This window comes from Flavobacterium suaedae (assembly GCF_014642915.1).
GTDB classification, from domain to species: domain Bacteria; phylum Bacteroidota; class Bacteroidia; order Flavobacteriales; family Flavobacteriaceae; genus Flavobacterium; species Flavobacterium suaedae.
Map to the genome: position 1 here is coordinate 209,961 of NZ_BMJE01000004.1, position 15,847 is coordinate 225,807.

The following is a 15,847-nucleotide window of genomic DNA, read 5'->3' on the forward strand; positions in this document are numbered from 1 at the left end:
TAAGGTTTTAATTAACCAAATAAATACCCTGCTACATCTTCAATTTTAGCAACTTGCTTAATTTCTATAGCTGTGTTCTTTAATGATATTTTGTTGTATTTGGATACAAATATGGCAGAGAATCCAAGTTTTTCCGCCTCCAGTATACGTTGCTCTACACGGTTAACGGGGCGCACTTCGCCTGTAAGCCCAATTTCTCCTGCAAAACAATAACTTTTATTTAGCGGTATATCTTCGTTTGATGATAGTATGGCTGCTACTACAGCAAGGTCTATAGCGGGGTCATCTACATTTATACCGCCGGTTATGTTCAGGAAAACGTCCTTTGCGCCAAGGCGGAAACCTGCACGTTTTTCTAATACGGCAAGTATCATGTTAAGGCGTTTGGCATTATACCCCGTAGTGCTACGTTGTGGTGTGCCATATACTGCCGAACTTACCAGTGCCTGTATTTCTATCATTAACGGTCGCATACCTTCCAGCGTGGTGGCTATTGCTGTACCGCTAAGTTCTTCTTCTTTATGCGATATTAATATTTCCGATGGGTTAGCTACTTCACGCAGCCCGTTGCCCAACATTTCATAAATACCTAACTCTGCCGTTGAACCAAAGCGGTTTTTTAATGAGCGTAATATGCGGTATACGTGGTTACGGTCACCTTCAAACTGAAGCACGGTATCAACCATGTGTTCCAGTATTTTTGGTCCTGCAATGTTACCGTCTTTAGTAATATGCCCTATTAATATCACAGGGGTGTTACTTTCTTTGGCAAACTTTATCAGTTCGGTGGTGGTTTCACGTATTTGCGATATACTCCCTGCAGATGATTCTATATAATCAGTATGCAGTGTTTGTATAGAGTCGATAATTACAATTTCAGGCTCAAGTGCTTCTATCTGTCGAAAAATGTTTTGTGTTTTGGTCTCGGTAAGAATGTAGCAGTTATCGGCAGCGGGAACAATTCTTTCCGCACGCATTTTAATCTGCTTTTGGCTTTCCTCACCTGATACATATAGTGTACGATAAGGCAGCTTTAAAGATATTTGCAGTAGTAATGTACTTTTACCTATACCAGGTTCACCACCAAGCAGTGTTAACGAGCCGGGTACTATACCACCACCCAATACACGGTTTAACTCCCCATCTCCTGTGTTCATACGGAGTTCGGTAGCGGTATCTATTTCGGTTATGCGTAAAGGTTTTGGTGCTTTTTTAGCAGTAGTTGCAGTGGTTTTCCAAACAGGTTTTTCCTCTTTTTGTATTAGTTCTTCAACAATAGTGTTCCATTCTTTACATGAGTTACATTGTCCCTGCCACTTTGAGTACTGTGTTCCGCAGTTTTGGCAGAAAAAAGAGGTTTTTACTTTTGCCATTAATTTATTCCGTCAGTTTTTTAAGTTGTTCTGCTTTTTCTATAATCAGGTCTTTGGTATAGTCACCAATATCCTCATAATTATATCCTTTAAGGTAAGCACGTATTGCTTTCCGGGTTTCACCTTTCATTTCGTGCCTAAGTCCTAAGTAATATTCGCCAATAATCATTTTCGGGTAATCATCCCGAGCCATTTTACCCAGTTCTTCCAGTTCATCATAGGCTGCATTTTTCATAATAGCAGCTTCTATAGCTTTAAAATCGTTAAGTCTTATTGGTATTTTAATACCAAGTTCTTCACGTATGGTTTTGTATTTGTTCTTTAAATACTCTACATAACCTGATGGAAGCGTAACAATTTCCTCTTCATACTCTTTTGAGGTTATAGGCTGATATTCTGAAAATATAAAATACAGTGCATCAGGTATGCCCATTGCTACAAGCGAATAGTGTGTTGCACCTTTAAACTCCTCAAATTTATAGTTTAAATTCGGGTTTTCAATCGCTTTTATATTTACGTTAAGAGTATCAACTTTCTTTTTTATGCTTTTCACATCATTATCTGCTGTAGCAAGGTAATAGTAAGTTTTCTTATCTATATCATTTAAAACCTGAGGTACGCGCACTTCCATTTGCTCGGGCATTACAGGGCTAAATGATATATAGGCATTAAATGTTGGTTTCTCTTTATATAAAAAGAAATTTAAAAATCCTGCAGTTACATTGTGTCCGGCTACTACCTTAAACGGTGCAACCCTGTATTCTTTTTCCATAAACGGAATAAGTTCATCGGCTATAAATTGGTAGAACTGGTCGCCTTGTCCTTGTGGCAGCCCTGTAGATTTATATGTAATTACATCGTCCTGTCTTCCTTCAGCACCATCGTGTTCTACCCCTACAATGATTACCTGTGGTAAATCATCCCAAAAAGAGGTGTAGGACATTGTTCCGCGAAAAGGATCCATAAGGTATTCCCCGTCCAGTAAAATTATAAGAGGATATGTCTTTTTTTCATTCTCATCATAGAATGTAGGGGTCTGCACGGTAACAGTTCGGGTACCGAAAAATTTTGATGGAACATCTACAATGTTGGGTTGTGAATACATTGTAGCAGCCATTAATAGGGTTAATAGCAAGCTTTTGTAATTCATTGTGTTAGGACATATTAGGAATGCAATGCAAGGTAGTAATTATTTTTTTTTATGAGTAAGCGGGAGCAGTAAAAAAGAGAGCCCACCCAGTAAAAAAATGAATGCAATTTGCGATGCCCACACGATCCAGCCAAAGGCTGTGCCACTTGCCTCGGGTATGTTATATAATTGTAAAATTGCTGATATGGCAAAAGGGTATGTCCCGAAACCTCCGTTTGAAAAGGCTATAACTAAACTTCCTATCACAAAAGCGGTAGAAACAGCCTCAAAACTCATTTGTGCAGTTTCGGGTAAAGCATATATGGTTATATAAAACATGGCGACATAGCTAACCCATATGTATATTGAATGAAGTATAAAAGGCCATTTGTTAGGCATTTTAAAAACGCTTAGTGTACCCTCTATAAGTCCTGATACTTTTATTTTTATTTTTTGTACTATAGGTAGTTTAGAATATATAAAGAAAAGTACTGCCGAAATAAACAGTATGCCTGCTATAATACCATAAAAAAGTAATAATTTAAGCGGGATTTCTTCTGAAATATAGTCCTTTAGCGTTTCAAACTGTAAAATCATGGCTCCGCTAACGCATATTACCATTAAAATAAGGTCTATTATTCTTTCGGAAATAATAGTACCAAAGCCTTTATCAAAAGGAACTCCGCTGTATTTTTTTAATACAATAGCCCGGGAAACTTCACCTGAACGCGGTATGGTAAGGTTAAGCAGATAGCTTGTGCCAATTGCAAAAAGGCTTGTGATAAAAGGAGCCTCATACCCTATATGTCTTAGGGTATAACGCCAACGCCAAGCTCTGGATAAATACCCTGTCATGGCAATAAACAGTGAAATAGCTATGTAGGTATAATCAGCGCTTTTTATATGGCCGTATATTTCCTGTAGCTGCTTTTCTGTAAACTTATTATAGTAGTATATAATTAAAAACACTCCCAGCAATAGCGGGAGTGTTATACTTAATATTCTGCTTATTTTTTTCTTCAAGACGAACCTATTGTTATGTTAATGAGTTGTCTTTCTCATTAGGGAATACTATAGAAGGTTTGAATGTTTTAGCTTCTTCAAACTCCATTAACCCGTATGATATAATGATGATAATATCTCCTCTTTGTACTTTTCTGGCAGCAGGTCCGTTCAAAGTTATTTCGCCGCTACCTCTGTTTCCCTTTATCACATAAGTTTCTAAACGCTCACCATTATTAATATTAACGATAGAAACTTTTTCACCTTCAATAATATTGGCAGCCTCCATTAATGCTTCATCAACGGTTATACTGCCTATGTAGTTTAAATCGGCTCCAGTCACCGTTACGCGGTGTATCTTGGATTTTACAACTTCAATTTGCATGGGGCAAAGGTAATTAATTTAATGAAATATTATCTATAAGCCTCACATTGCTTAACATAACGGCAACAAATGCCCTGTATTTTCTATTATCCTTAGTTTTAGCAGGTATTAGGTCATCTTCGGCAGCAATTTCGAAATATTCCAGTTCAAATCCTTCCTGATTGTTAAAATCAGTAGTTATTTGCTGCTTTATAGCCTCAATACTCTGCGATGTAAAATTATCTTTGGCTTCCAGTAGTTTTTTATAAATAAAGGCTGCTTGTTCTTTTTCATTTTCAGTAAGCCTTTGGTTTCGCGAACTCATAGCCAGCCCGTTTTCCTCACGGCTTATAGGGCAGCCTATAATTTCTACAGGTATATTGTTTTTACTTACCAGTTTTTTTACAATTTGTAGCTGCTGGAAATCTTTTTCACCAAAGTAAGCTCTGGTTGGGTGTACATATTCAAAAAACTTTTTTACTATAGTGCCTACACCGTCAAAATGCCCTGGGCGATACGCACCTTCCATTTGGTGTTCCAGCCCGTCAAAAGAGAAAGTTTGTGATTTTGTATTGCCTTCATACATTTCCTCTACTGAGGGGAGGAATACTATAATATCATCACTTACAGTCTTTATTTTTTCTATATCAGCCTCCGGTGTACGGGGGTATTTTTCAAGATCATGGGGATTATTAAACTGTGTTGGGTTAACAAAAATGCTTACTACTGTGGCAGCATTATTTTGTACAGATCTTTCTATTAAAGAAAGATGTCCTTTGTGTAAAGCCCCCATAGTAGGTACAAAACCAATGGTTTTACCCTGTTGCGCTAAGGGTGATAAGTGTGCTCTTAAATCGGCTTTATTATTGAAAATGAGCATTAAATTTGGATTAAAAAACACAGCAAAATTAATTATTTAGTTATAAACTGCGTAAAAATGTTTAATTTTGCGTGTTTTTTGTACCCAATTAAAAAAATAAAATTTTGAAGATGGAGGATAAGAGGATATTATATGTATCATCTGAAGTAGTGCCTTATTTGGCAGAAAATGAAGTTTCTTTGATGTCTTACGAAGTGCCAAAAATGATTAATGATCAAGGCGGGCAAATCAGGATATTTATGCCGCGCTACGGTAATATTAATGAAAGGAGGCACCAGTTACATGAAGTAATCCGATTGTCTGGGATGAACTTGGTAGTAAACGATATGGATATGCCGCTTATTATAAAAGTAGCGTCTATACCGAAAGAAAGGATACAGGTTTATTTTATAGATAATGACGAGTATTTTAAAAGAAAGGCAACTTTTTCTGATGAGGAAGGAACATTGTTTCCTGATAATGATGAAAGAGCGATTTTCTTTGCAAAAGGAGTGGTTGAGACAGTAAAGAAGCTTAACTGGGTTCCTGATATTATACATGTGCATGGATGGATGGCGTCGTTACTGCCGGTTTACATGAAGCATTACTATAAAAATGAGGCATTATTTGCTGATACTAAAATAGTAACTTCGGTATACAACCAGTCTTTTGACGGGGCGCTTAATGAGGATATGCTTAAAAAAGTAGCTTTTGATGATATTGCCGAAGAGGATATTAAGTTGCTTGCAGAGCCAAATTACGAGAATATTATGAAAACTGCTATTGCGCATTCTGACGGAGTTATTGTTTCTTCAGAAAACCTTTCAGCAGATTTATTAAAATCAGTAGAAGAGTCAGGAAAACCATTCCTGCCGTATGTTGCTAAAGATAAATTTGCAGAGGCATATACTAATTTCTATAAAAGTGAGGTTTTATAGTAAACCGTTAAAAATATTTTATGACTAATAGTTTATTTCTGAAAAAACTAACCTTTGCTTTAGTATGTGTTGCCCTGTTTGTTGGTTGCGATAGTGATTATAGTGATGTAGGTGCCGATATTATTGATGCTGATATACATCATGATTTTTTACACTATGAAGCTAATGTTGCGGCTTATGATGCCCCTACAGGAGCAGTACAAACAAATAATTTACCTTTAAATTCGCTTGGTATATACAATAACCCTGTTTTTGGTAAAACTATAGCGAGTTTTGTAACGCAGGTAGAGCTTTCTACTGCAAACCCTACTCTTACAGACCCTGTTATAGATTCTGTTTATTTATATGTGCCCTATTTTAGTAGGTATGAGGAAACGGATACATCGGGTAATAATATTTATACTTTAGATTCTGTTTACGGAAATACCGATGCCCGTTTCAGGCTTCGTGTATATGAGAATAATTATTATTTAAGAAGTACAAACCCTGGTTCGGAAGATGATGCTACGCAGCGTTATTATTCTGACCAAAAAGATTTAATAGAGAATAACAAAGGAACGCTTGTTTTAAATAACAATAGTGATGTTTCACAAAACGAAGAATTTTCTGTTAGCGCAGAAGAGGTAAAGCGTACTTATGGTACTGAGAATACTGTAGCAGAAAAATTCTCTCCTGGTATTTTTATGTATCTTGATAATGATTTCTTTCAAACAAAGGTGTTAGACGGTGGAGCGAATCTGCTTAACAACAATGTTTTTAAAGAATATTTCAGAGGGATATACTTTCAGGTAGAGCAAATAGGTGATGAGGCAGTTTTAGCTGTTCCAAGGTTTGATGAAGGTACTATTACAATCAGGTATAATGACATTAAACTTGATATAAACGGAGATGCTGTTATAGAAGACGGAGAGATACAAAGAGAAAGTAAAAAGCTTACATTAAACCTTTCTGGTAATACTGTAAACTTTTTTGAAAATACATTTGCAACACCATACTCAGAAGCTATAACCAATAGTGATGAAGTAAACGGAGATGACCGTTTATATATAAAAGGGGGTGTAGGCTCTATGGGGATAATCAATATTTTAAGCGATGAAGATATTGCCCAGCTACAGTCTGAAAGAATACTGGTTAATGAAGCGAATCTTGTTTTCCATGTAGATAAGGATGCTATGGCGAATGCAAAAGAGCCTATGCGTGTATATCTTTATGATCTTACAAATGAAACCATATTGTATGATTACAGGATAGACGGAACCTCAAATTCATTCAACCCTAAATACGGGAAGTATATATACGGAGGTTTATTAAGCTATGATGATTCCGATAGGGGGGATTACTATAAATTGAGAATAACTAACCATATTAATAATATTATCAATAACGACTCTACCAATGTAAAATTAGGCCTTGTGGTAACAGAGAATATAAATGTAGTATCTAACGCTACACTTAAAACACCTTTTACTACAAGCGAGACCGAAGTTAAAAAACTGCCGGTATCTTCAGTTATACATCCGTTTGGAACTGTTCTTTACGGAAGTAACAGCAGTGTGCCGGAAGATAAACGCCTTAAACTCGAAATTTTTTATACTAAACCAAATTAATTATTAAATTATTATGTGTGGAATTGTTGGTTACATTGGGCACAGGGAAGCATACCCTGTAATTATTAAAGGTCTTACCAGACTTGAATACAGAGGGTATGATAGTGCCGGCGTTGTTCTGTTTGATGGCGACGAATTAAAACTTTCTAAAACAAAAGGCAAAGTTTCAGACCTTACTGCTAAAGCAGAGAGTGAAATTTCCCTTACGGGTAATATTGGTATAGGTCATACCCGTTGGGCAACGCATGGTGTTCCTAACGATGTAAATTCACACCCACATTATTCTAATTCAGGAAACCTGGCAATTGTTCATAATGGTATTATAGAGAATTATGAGCCATTAAAAAAAGAACTAATAAAAAGAGGGTATACTTTCCATTCTGATACAGATACTGAGGTTTTAGTTAACCTTATTGAAGATGTAAAGAAAACACATAACCTAAAATTGGGTAAAGCAGTACAAATTGCTTTAAACCAAGTAGTAGGAGCTTATGCAATAGCAGTATTTGATAAAGAAAGACCAAGAGAAATAGTGGCGGCACGTTTAGGTAGCCCGCTGGCTATAGGTATTGGTAAAGATGAATTCTTTGTAGCGTCAGATGCTTCTCCTTTCATCGAATATACTTCAAACGCTATTTATTTAGAGGATGAAGAAATGGCTGTAATACGTTTACACAAGCCAATTAAAATAAGAAAAATAAAAGACGATTCATTAGTAGACCCGTATGTCCAGGAACTACAAATGAATCTTGAGCAGATAGAGAAAGATGGTTACGACCACTTTATGCTTAAAGAAATATACCAGCAGCCGGAAGCTATTAAAGATACATACAGAGGTAGACTTCATGCAAACGAGGGCTTAATTAGAATGGCCGGAGTAGAAGATAACCTACAGCGTTTTTTAAATGCTGACAGAATACTTATTGTAGCTTGTGGTACCTCTTGGCATGCAGGTCTTGTAGCAGAATATATATTTGAAGAGTTTACTCGTGTACCGGTAGAGGTAGAGTATGCTTCGGAATTCCGTTACAGAAATCCTGTAATAAGAGAAAATGATGTAGTAATAGCAATATCACAATCAGGAGAAACTGCTGATACGCTTGCAGCTATTAAATTAGCTAAAGATCATGGTGCATTTGTATTTGGTGTGTGTAACGTAGTAGGTTCATCAATATCTCGCGAAACACATGCAGGAGCCTATACACACGCAGGTCCTGAAATTGGTGTGGCATCTACAAAAGCATTTACTACACAAATAACAGTACTTGCACTTATAGCGCTTCGTTTAGCACAGGCAAAAGGAACAGTTACAAATTCTGATTTCCACAGACATTTACAGGAACTGGAATTAATTCCTGAAAAAGTAGAAAAAGCACTGGAAACAAATGATGTTGCTGAAACTATAGCAGGTATTTATAAAGATGCGCCTAACTGTTTATACTTAGGCAGAGGGTTTAACTTCCCTGTAGCATTGGAAGGTGCGCTTAAGCTAAAAGAAATATCATACATACATGCTGAAGGGTACCCTGCTGCTGAAATGAAGCATGGACCTATTGCCCTTATTGATGAGCAAATGCCGGTAGTGGTTATTGCACAAAAGCAGGAGCATTATGATAAAATTGTAAGTAACATACAGGAAATAAAATCACGTAGCGGTAAAATTATAGCAGTGGTAACTAAAGGAGATACTCAGGTAAGAGAGCTTGCAGACCACGTTATTGAAATACCAAAAACAGTTGATGCGCTTTCACCACTGTTAACTACAATACCATTACAGTTACTGTCATACCACATAGCGGTTATGAGAGGTTGTAATGTAGACCAGCCACGTAACTTAGCGAAATCAGTTACTGTAGAATAAAGAATTACATATTTATAAATAAAAACCCCGCAAGATATTTGCGGGGTTTTTGTTATGTTTACATACTAAATTAATACACACCCAATCATGAAAAAATTATTTCCGGTTTTTGTTTTACTTATTTCATTAACCTCGTTTGCTCAAACTAAATTTATAGAAGTAGCAGTAAAAGATACTATTACATTACAGCCTAAAACATTCCAGTGTAATGTTTTTTTAGAAACTAACCCGGAAGAAGTTTTCTCTGGTTTTGTAGATAAAGAACAAGATGATTTAGCTAAGGAAGAACTTGCCGAGAATCAACTTCAGGAACTGAAGTCAATTAGAATCAAAAAAGTATGAGGTTAAACCTCTTCAGGCTTCAGAAGAAGGTTTGTTAGGGATTGGATGGAGGTTTGGAGGTCTTCAAAAAGAAGGCTTTACAGTAGTTGTTGAGGGTATTGAAGAAATGCAAAAATTAAAAGATTTAGTTGATGGTTTAGACTATGCAGATACTTCGGTAACAGTGTTGAAATATGCTGATGAGGAAAAAGCAGAAGCACTTCTTATCAAGAAAATTATAGATAAGGCTAAAATGAGAGCATCTGTACTGGCTGCTAATTCAGGTTTAAAAGTTGGTGATATTATCGAGATAACTGAAATTAATGAATATGATGACCCTATGACAAATATGATGGGTATGTATTCTGAGCTATTGAAATTACAGCAAAAAAAGGGGAGTAATGAAAATTACACAGGGAGCCTTTCAAAAGGTTTTAGAATTAAATTTATAGCGAAATAAAAATTACCCAATGATGAATAAAATACTACTTATATTTACTTTTTTAGTGTCGTTTGGTTCTTTTAGTCAAGAGAAGTTTATTGAAGTTGAAGTTCGCGACACTATTACTTTAAAACCTATAAAGTTTGAATATATAATAAGTATTAACAGCCCTCAAGGGGTTTTTGATGAAGAAGGAAATTACAATCAGGATTTTATTGAAAATTATAAAGAGGAAAAGAAAGCAGAATTAAAAAAGCTATTGAAATTAAAAAAGTATGACTTTAAAGTAACTGACGACTCTAGTTTTGAAATAAATTCCGGTTATGTACACCTTGTGCCTGATGATGATTTTACTGTAACTGTATATAGTTTAGAGGGGCTTGAAAAACTTAGAGATGAACTTAAAGTATTAGATTACATAAGTGCAAGAGTGGGAAATATACAATATGAGGGAGAAGGTGACAAAGAGTTTGAAAGAAAGCTACTGAAAAAATTAATTGATGAAGCTAAAGATAAGGCAGGATATATAGCCTCATTATCCGGTTTAAAGTTAGGAAATATAGTTGAAGTAAAGGAGGTAAAAGAAATAGATGGCTTTTCTTTTAATATGATGAGTTTACTTTCAGCCATTCCAACAAAAAGTATGACATCTTTTCAAGACGATAATTTTCAAGGCTCTCTTTTTAAAGCTATGGTAGTAAAATTTGCTGTAGAGTAGAAAAGTAAAACAAATAAGTTTCTCAAAACAAACATCCCTTAAATAACAATACTTTAGCGATTTTTCTCATAAGGGCTTTTTTATTAAAAAAAATGCAAAATTAATATTGCATAAATCAATAAGAAACAACTATCTTTGCGCTCAGAAAAAAATAGTTTTTTCGCACAACTAAATAGCTGTTTAATAAATACGTAAGCAATGTCTAAAGTAATAGGAAAAGTTGCACAGATTATCGGGCCGGTTGTAGACGTAGTGTTTGACACTCAAAACGCTGAGCTTCCAAAAATTTATGATTCATTAGAGATTACTAAAAAAGATGGTACTAAACTGGTACTTGAAGTACAATCTCACGTGGGTGAAAATACTGTTCGTACAATTTCAATGGACTCTACTGACGGTTTAAGTAGAGGTCAGGAAGCGGTAGGTACAGGCAACCCTATACAAATGCCGATTGGTAATGACGTTTACGGACGTTTATTTAACGTTATTGGTGATGCTATTGATGGTATGGAAAACCTTCCTAAAGATGGAGATAATGGTTTACCAATTCACCGTCAGGCACCAAAATTTGAAGATTTATCAACTTCATCAGAAGTTTTATTTACTGGTATTAAAGTAATTGACCTTATTGAGCCTTACGCAAAAGGAGGTAAAATTGGTCTATTCGGTGGTGCCGGTGTTGGTAAAACGGTATTGATTCAGGAGTTGATTAACAATATTGCAAAAGGTCACGGTGGTCTTTCAGTATTCGCAGGAGTAGGTGAAAGAACACGTGAAGGTAACGACCTTCTTCGTGAGATGCTTGAGTCTGGTATTATTAAATACGGTGATGACTTTATGCACTCTATGGAAAACGGAGGTTGGGACTTAAGTAAAGTTGACAAAGCCGGGATGAGAGAGTCTAAAGCAACTTTCGTATTCGGACAGATGAACGAACCACCAGGAGCACGTGCTCGTGTGGCGCTTTCAGGTCTTACAATTGCGGAATATTTCCGTGATGGTGCCGGAGAAGCACAAGGTAAAGATGTACTTTTCTTCGTAGATAACATTTTCCGTTTTACACAGGCAGGTTCAGAGGTGTCGGCTCTTCTTGGTCGTATGCCATCTGCGGTAGGTTACCAACCTACACTTGCTACGGAAATGGGTGCTATGCAGGAGCGTATTACATCAACTAAAAAAGGTTCTATTACATCTGTACAGGCGGTTTACGTACCTGCGGATGACCTTACTGACCCTGCGCCGGCAACAACGTTTGCCCACCTTGATGCAACAACAGTACTTTCTCGTAAAATTGCCGAGCTTGGTATATATCCTGCGGTAGACCCGTTAGATTCTACTTCAAGAATACTTACACCAATGATTCTTGGTAATGAGCATTACAACTGTGCACAAAGAGTAAAAGAGATATTACAAAAATATAAAGAGCTACAGGATATTATTGCTATCCTTGGTATGGAAGAACTTAGTGAAGAGGATAAGCAGTCTGTACACCGCGCACGTCGTGTACAACGTTTCCTTTCTCAGCCATTCCACGTAGCAGAGCAGTTTACAGGTATACCTGGGGTATTAGTAGATATTAAAGACACTATTAAAGGATTTAATATGATTATTGATGGTGAGCTTGACCACTTACCGGAAGCTGCATTTAACCTTAAAGGTACTATTCAGGATGTAATTGAAGCAGGTGAGAAAATGCTTGCTGAAGCGTAATATTTATAGTTACGGGTTGTGGTTTTATAATGCACAACACGCAACGCAAAAACTATTTAAACTATGTTATTAGAAATAGTATCGCCGGAAGGGCACATGTTTAAAGGAGAAGTTACAGTAGTAACAGTTCCGGGTGTAGATGGCGAATTTCAAATGCTGGATAACCACGCTAATATAGTTTCTATATTAAACGAGGGTACGGTAAAAATAGAAGCAAACAGTTTTGCTGATGCAAACTACTCTTCTAAACTTCAGCTTAAAGATAAGCAGTTGGTTTTACCTATTAAGTCCGGTACATTAGAAATGAAAGATAACAGAATAATTATTTTGGTTGATTAATTCATTTATAATTACACTAAAAAGCCCTTTCAATTGAAAGGGCTTTTTTAATTTTATAGGATACTTATCTCTATGCTCCCCAAGTTAACCTTGTTGAAATTAGCTCCCAATTTTCGTTGTTATTTCTCATTATGGCTTCCCCTGCCCGTCCCCGTACTTTAAAAAATAATCTGGCATATTTCATATTAGCATCAAAAACTATAGCGTAAACTCTTGGGTAGGTAAGGAGTCTAAAGTCTGACTTTAATATTCCATCACACGACATAATAACGCTATTTCCTAAAAAAGTAAATCGTTCCCAAAACTCGTTATCATCGTTATAATAGATAAGGCGTTCATCATCCATATTAACTCCCATAAAATTTATTAAAATATCATAATATTTTTTATTTAAATAGACAGGACTGATATTACCTTTTATTTTAGGCCTGAAATTTGTAATAGAGTCAAAAAAATTGACTTGGGAGTGTTTTACATAAAAGTAACCATAAGGACCAAAATCTTCTCTAACATATTCGGCAAGCTTCCCTCCTTTTTTTAAAGAAGAGAGTTTTTCATCTCTAGTAATTGTATCATTAATATAGTTTTTATTTACCTCATGTGCTGTTATAGAGTCCACTTCTCTGTCAGTATAATATATTTGTTTGGTAAAGTATATTTTGGCAAAGTTTTGAACAATATAATATTTAGATTTTCTATAGGCGTTATCTTCTATATCAGCTAAATATGCGGATGGCGGACAAATTTCATCAAGATTATAGGGATCATAAAAACCGGTAAATACTTTATAAGCATTTCTCAGAGTGTCATTAAATTTATTAAGCTCTGTCTCACTTATAGGTTTTGTATCGTTACCCCATTTCTTAAAAAATAAATCAAGTTTTTCGGTTGAATTTTCTTTATAGGCATTAACAAGTAATTCTTCTGGATTTTGCGCATAAAAACTTTGCAGAACGATACATAATAGTAACGAAAAAATTTTTTTCATAAATACTGTTTTTGTTTTCTGAGAAATAGAATAATTATATAATCAACCAAAAGTTCTTGTAAATATTAGGCTTTTTAATTGAGGTCATTTCTGTTTTTTACTTATCAAACGGATTTAGTTCATCCAGTTCCGGTTTAAGTATTATCTCATTTTCAATTTTTGAAATAAGATTTCTTATCAAGGTTAAAGGGTGTTCAGGGAAATCAGTATCATATTTTTCATCCTCAGCTACATTCATTAGGAAACCTTTTGTTTGTTCAGGATTATAAGGGTCTTTAAACCAGTTTTTAATACTGTTGTCAACTACAGTTAACTCACCCGCTTTTAAAAGCTTACTTGTAACAGTAGTTTCTCTTATTCCTGTAATGCCAACTTCAACTGCCTGAACGCTCACTACAAAACTGCAACTTTCAAAGGGTATGGTTAATGATGCTGTATATACCAGCCTGTTAGGTTCAGGAAAAATTTTAAGGATAGTTTTTACAGCAGGTTTGTTTTGAACAGTAGCAATGTCTACCTGAATAAGTCCTCCTTTTTCACCAAGTTGGTTACGGTATAAATCCCTTAATTCATCAACGTTTTTAATAGTAGGTAAATCAGGTGCCAGCTTAATATAGTGTAATGATGTAACAGCTTGTTTGTTAGGTGATATCCATTTAATAACTGATGAGGATTCTTCTGCTTTTTCCCATTCAAGGTCAGGTAGTTGAACAGATTGAATACCTACAGTTGACTTCTTTTTTAAAAATGAAAACATGGTGTTTGGTATATGTTATTTATCTAATTTTTTGTTTAAATAAAAGCCTTGTCAATAGGCTCCCACAGTTCTATTTTATTTCCTTCGGGGTCTAAAATCCAACCGAATTTACCGTAATCGTATGCCTGTGGTTCACCAACAATAGTTATACCCTCTTCTTTTAGCTTTTGTAATACGTTGTCAAGATTGTGTACCCTAAGGTTCTGCATAAATTGTTTTTGTGATGGTTCAAAATAATCAGTATCTGTTGCAAAAGGAGACCACTGCGTCATACCGTCATCTCCATTTTTATCTTTCCACCAAAAAGACCAGCCGTAGTTATCGGTATTAATTCCTAAGTGTTTTTTATACCACTCCCTTAGTCCAGCAGGGTCTTCCGCTTTAAAGAATATTCCGCCTATGCCTGTTACTCGTTTTTCTTCTTCAGTGTCAGGAGCATCACCAAAATAAATAGCCTTTATTTTATCTACTATTACCTGAGCCAGTTTAACATGACTTTCAAAAGTCCAGCCTGCTATGTGTGGGGATAGTAATACATTTTCGCTATCGAGTAAATATTGAAATGCTTCGGGAATGTTATTTTCTGTAAACAGTGTTTCGAACGATAGTTTTTCATACTCCAAGACATCAAGCCCTGCTCCCAGTACCTTCTTAGACTTTAATGCAGTAACTAAGTCTTCGGTTACTACACTCTTACCTCTGGCGGTATTTATAAGCCAAAAAGGCTTTGTAAAAGCATTGATAAACGCAGTGTTTACCATTTTGTCCGTTTCAGGCGTCCAGGGCGTGTGTAAGCTCACTACGTCTGCTTTTCGTTGTAACTCTTCAAGTGAAACTTGTTTCGCGTTGTTATCGCCTACCGTTGGGGTAATATCATAACATAATACCTCTACATCAAAACCACGAAGCTTTTTAGCAAATGATTTCCCCATATTACCGTAGCCTATAATACCTACCGTTTTGCCATCCAGTTCATAACCCCTGTTACTCTCACGAATCCACTTCCCCTCACGAATTTCTCGGTCAGCTTTGTTAAGGTTGTTGAATAGTGACAGTAGCATGCCTAATGCCTGTTCCCCTACAGCATTTCTGTTGCCTTCGGGAGCAGCAATAAGGTGTATGTTTTTTTGTTCGGCATACTCGCAGTCTATGCTTTCTAACCCTGCTCCTACACGAGCTATAAATTGCAGGTTAGTAGCTTTATCTATAAATGCTTTGTCTATCTTAAATCGGCTACGGATAACAATACCATTATAGCCTGCTATTTTCGCTTCAATTTCTTCTTTGGTAGAAGTGTAATCAGCTTCATTAGTAAAACCTACCTCTTCCAGTTGCTTCCATAGGGTAGGGTGGTTGCTGTCTATATGCAGAATTTTTATGTCTTTAGGGTTTATGTCCATTTGTAGCGTTGTTTATGTTGTGTACAAATTTAAAGAAAG

Annotated in this window: 16 protein-coding genes and 1 pseudogene; 8 read left to right on the top strand and 9 right to left on the bottom strand. The window is 35.9% G+C overall.

The features are described 5' to 3' along the window. Window positions 1-11: 11 nt before the first annotated feature. The 5 genes from radA to panC are packed head-to-tail and all read right to left on the bottom strand — an operon-like array spanning window position 12 to window position 4,748. Window positions 12-1,373, bottom strand: coding sequence for a DNA repair protein RadA (gene radA, locus IEW45_RS09285; RefSeq protein WP_188620970.1), 1,362 nt, complete (start codon window positions 1,371-1,373; stop codon window positions 12-14). Between the two features lie 4 nt (window positions 1,374-1,377). Then, entirely contained in the window at window positions 1,378-2,523 is a 1,146-nt protein-coding gene (locus IEW45_RS09290) for an alpha/beta hydrolase (RefSeq protein WP_188620971.1), read from the bottom strand. 39 nt (window positions 2,524-2,562) lie between these two features. After that, window positions 2,563-3,525: a lysylphosphatidylglycerol synthase transmembrane domain-containing protein gene (locus IEW45_RS09295; RefSeq protein WP_188620972.1), complete on the bottom strand. Its 963-nt coding sequence runs from the start codon at window positions 3,523-3,525 to the stop codon at window positions 2,563-2,565. A gap of 13 nt (window positions 3,526-3,538) precedes the next feature. Further along, on the bottom strand, window positions 3,539-3,889 hold the full coding sequence (panD, locus tag IEW45_RS09300) for an aspartate 1-decarboxylase (RefSeq protein ID WP_188620973.1): 351 nt from the start codon (window positions 3,887-3,889) through the stop codon (window positions 3,539-3,541). A gap of 13 nt (window positions 3,890-3,902) precedes the next feature. Continuing rightward, entirely contained in the window at window positions 3,903-4,748 is an 846-nt protein-coding gene (gene panC / locus IEW45_RS09305) for a pantoate--beta-alanine ligase (RefSeq protein ID WP_188620974.1), read from the bottom strand. 110 nt (window positions 4,749-4,858) lie between these two features. Between panC and IEW45_RS09310 the strand changes: the two genes are divergently transcribed. The 8 genes from IEW45_RS09310 to IEW45_RS09345 all read left to right on the top strand — a co-directional run bounded on the left by IEW45_RS09310 (window position 4,859) and on the right by IEW45_RS09345 (window position 12,663). Then, window positions 4,859-5,665: a glycogen/starch synthase gene (locus IEW45_RS09310; protein WP_188620975.1), complete on the top strand. Its 807-nt coding sequence runs from the start codon at window positions 4,859-4,861 to the stop codon at window positions 5,663-5,665. Between the two features lie 20 nt (window positions 5,666-5,685). Beyond that, window positions 5,686-7,272 (top strand): BamH family beta-barrel-assembly machinery protein, encoded by a 1,587-nt coding sequence (gene bamH / locus IEW45_RS09315; RefSeq protein ID WP_188620976.1) that lies wholly within the window; start codon window positions 5,686-5,688, stop codon window positions 7,270-7,272. Between the two features lie 13 nt (window positions 7,273-7,285). After that, on the top strand, window positions 7,286-9,133 hold the full coding sequence (gene glmS, locus IEW45_RS09320; RefSeq protein ID WP_188620977.1) for a glutamine--fructose-6-phosphate transaminase (isomerizing): 1,848 nt from the start codon (window positions 7,286-7,288) through the stop codon (window positions 9,131-9,133). Between the two features lie 87 nt (window positions 9,134-9,220). Beyond that, complete coding sequence (locus IEW45_RS09325; RefSeq protein ID WP_188620978.1) at window positions 9,221-9,475, top strand: hypothetical protein; 255 nt, start codon at window positions 9,221-9,223, stop codon at window positions 9,473-9,475. Window positions 9,476-9,506: 31 nt separating this feature from the next. Next, window positions 9,507-9,914 (top strand): SIMPL domain-containing protein, encoded by a 408-nt coding sequence (locus IEW45_RS09330; RefSeq protein WP_188620979.1) that lies wholly within the window; start codon window positions 9,507-9,509, stop codon window positions 9,912-9,914. Between the two features lie 10 nt (window positions 9,915-9,924). Continuing rightward, window positions 9,925-10,614, top strand: coding sequence for an SIMPL domain-containing protein (locus IEW45_RS09335; protein WP_188620980.1), 690 nt, complete (start codon window positions 9,925-9,927; stop codon window positions 10,612-10,614). Between the two features lie 198 nt (window positions 10,615-10,812). Further along, complete coding sequence (gene atpD / locus IEW45_RS09340; RefSeq protein ID WP_188620981.1) at window positions 10,813-12,324, top strand: F0F1 ATP synthase subunit beta; 1,512 nt, start codon at window positions 10,813-10,815, stop codon at window positions 12,322-12,324. 63 nt (window positions 12,325-12,387) lie between these two features. Next, complete coding sequence (locus IEW45_RS09345; RefSeq protein ID WP_188620982.1) at window positions 12,388-12,663, top strand: F0F1 ATP synthase subunit delta/epsilon; 276 nt, start codon at window positions 12,388-12,390, stop codon at window positions 12,661-12,663. Between the two features lie 70 nt (window positions 12,664-12,733). On the opposite strand, the gene IEW45_RS09350 is transcribed toward IEW45_RS09345, so the two are convergent. The 4 genes and pseudogenes from IEW45_RS09350 to IEW45_RS09360 form a co-directional block, all read right to left on the bottom strand. Continuing rightward, complete coding sequence (locus IEW45_RS09350) at window positions 12,734-13,651, bottom strand: hypothetical protein (RefSeq protein ID WP_188620983.1); 918 nt, start codon at window positions 13,649-13,651, stop codon at window positions 12,734-12,736. A gap of 97 nt (window positions 13,652-13,748) precedes the next feature. After that, window positions 13,749-14,408, bottom strand: coding sequence for a hypothetical protein (locus IEW45_RS09355; RefSeq protein ID WP_188620984.1), 660 nt, complete (start codon window positions 14,406-14,408; stop codon window positions 13,749-13,751). 35 nt (window positions 14,409-14,443) lie between these two features. Further along, the gene (locus IEW45_RS14895; protein WP_373283183.1) at window positions 14,444-14,680 is read right to left on the bottom strand and encodes a VOC family protein; all 237 of its coding nucleotides are present in this window, start codon (window positions 14,678-14,680) and stop codon (window positions 14,444-14,446) included. A gap of 168 nt (window positions 14,681-14,848) precedes the next feature. Continuing rightward, window positions 14,849-15,808 (bottom strand): annotated as a pseudogene (locus IEW45_RS09360) (2-hydroxyacid dehydrogenase); the annotation flags it as partial. Window positions 15,809-15,847 lie beyond the last annotated feature (39 nt).

Bases quoted from the DNA above. Each gene is read 5' to 3' on its own strand.
- IEW45_RS09290 (WP_188620971.1), bottom strand. From the start codon at position 2,523: ATGAATTACAAAAGCTTGCTATTAACCCTATTAATGGCTGCTACAATG.
- IEW45_RS09310 (WP_188620975.1), top strand. From the start codon at position 4,859: ATGGAGGATAAGAGGATATTATATGTATCATCTGAAGTAGTGCCTTAT.
- IEW45_RS09345 (WP_188620982.1), top strand. From the start codon at position 12,388: ATGTTATTAGAAATAGTATCGCCGGAAGGGCACATGTTTAAAGGAGAA.
- panC (WP_188620974.1), bottom strand. From the start codon at position 4,748: ATGCTCATTTTCAATAATAAAGCCGATTTAAGAGCACACTTATCACCC.
- bamH (WP_188620976.1), top strand. From the start codon at position 5,686: ATGACTAATAGTTTATTTCTGAAAAAACTAACCTTTGCTTTAGTATGT.
- IEW45_RS09355 (WP_188620984.1), bottom strand. From the start codon at position 14,408: ATGTTTTCATTTTTAAAAAAGAAGTCAACTGTAGGTATTCAATCTGTT.
- IEW45_RS09350 (WP_188620983.1), bottom strand. From the start codon at position 13,651: ATGAAAAAAATTTTTTCGTTACTATTATGTATCGTTCTGCAAAGTTTT.
- IEW45_RS14895 (WP_373283183.1), bottom strand. From the start codon at position 14,680: ATGACGCAGTGGTCTCCTTTTGCAACAGATACTGATTATTTTGAACCA.
- atpD (WP_188620981.1), top strand. From the start codon at position 10,813: ATGTCTAAAGTAATAGGAAAAGTTGCACAGATTATCGGGCCGGTTGTA.
- panD (WP_188620973.1), bottom strand. From the start codon at position 3,889: ATGCAAATTGAAGTTGTAAAATCCAAGATACACCGCGTAACGGTGACT.
- IEW45_RS09335 (WP_188620980.1), top strand. From the start codon at position 9,925: ATGATGAATAAAATACTACTTATATTTACTTTTTTAGTGTCGTTTGGT.
- glmS (WP_188620977.1), top strand. From the start codon at position 7,286: ATGTGTGGAATTGTTGGTTACATTGGGCACAGGGAAGCATACCCTGTA.
- radA (WP_188620970.1), bottom strand. From the start codon at position 1,373: ATGGCAAAAGTAAAAACCTCTTTTTTCTGCCAAAACTGCGGAACACAG.
- IEW45_RS09325 (WP_188620978.1), top strand. From the start codon at position 9,221: ATGAAAAAATTATTTCCGGTTTTTGTTTTACTTATTTCATTAACCTCG.